At 72.8% G+C, this 529-nt stretch carries 1 protein-coding gene; it reads right to left on the reverse strand.

Features of this window, described 5'->3' with window-relative positions:
* Nucleotides 1-76 precede the first annotated feature (76 nt).
* A partial coding sequence (locus ABTU92_RS30460; RefSeq protein WP_408095261.1) for a phytanoyl-CoA dioxygenase family protein occupies nucleotides 77-529 on the reverse strand: 453 nt, incomplete at its 5' end.

A 529-nucleotide genomic window follows, 5' to 3' on the forward strand; every position in this document is an offset into this window, starting at 1 on the left:
GGGGCTGGTCTCGTCGGTCATCGCGGCGGCTCCGGTGCCGCGGGTGTCCCGCGGCACGACAGGACAGGGAACGCCGTCAGGCCGCGACGGAATCGCGCCGGCGGCGCCAGACCACCGGGAAGTCGGGTCCGCCGAGGCGGTCGCCGTCGGCGAGCCGGTGGGTGTGGTGGAGCTGCTTCGGCGCCCACGGGCGGGTGCGGAACCGGATGTCGTCGCCGCAGTAGCGCAGCGACGCGGCGCGCCGCACCTGGTAGCGGCTGGTGTTGCCGCCGGCGCCGTGGAGGGTCAGGTAGTTGTGGACGATGACGTCGCCTGGCTCGACGTCGAAATGGACGATGTCGAAGGCGTCCATGTCGCCCTCGATGTCGGGCAGCGGCTCGCCCTCGGCGCCGGGCAGGGGCGTCTGCGAGACGAACACGTTCGGCGCGTAGAGGCGGCCGTCGCGGTGCGAGCCGCGGACATACATCATCGCGCCGCTCTCCAGCGTCACCGGATCGACCGGGATCCACATGACGCAGCACTGCCGGCC

The sequence above is a fragment of the Rhodoplanes sp. SY1 genome (genome assembly GCF_046000175.1).
Classification (GTDB): Bacteria; Pseudomonadota; Alphaproteobacteria; order Rhizobiales; family Xanthobacteraceae; genus Rhodoplanes.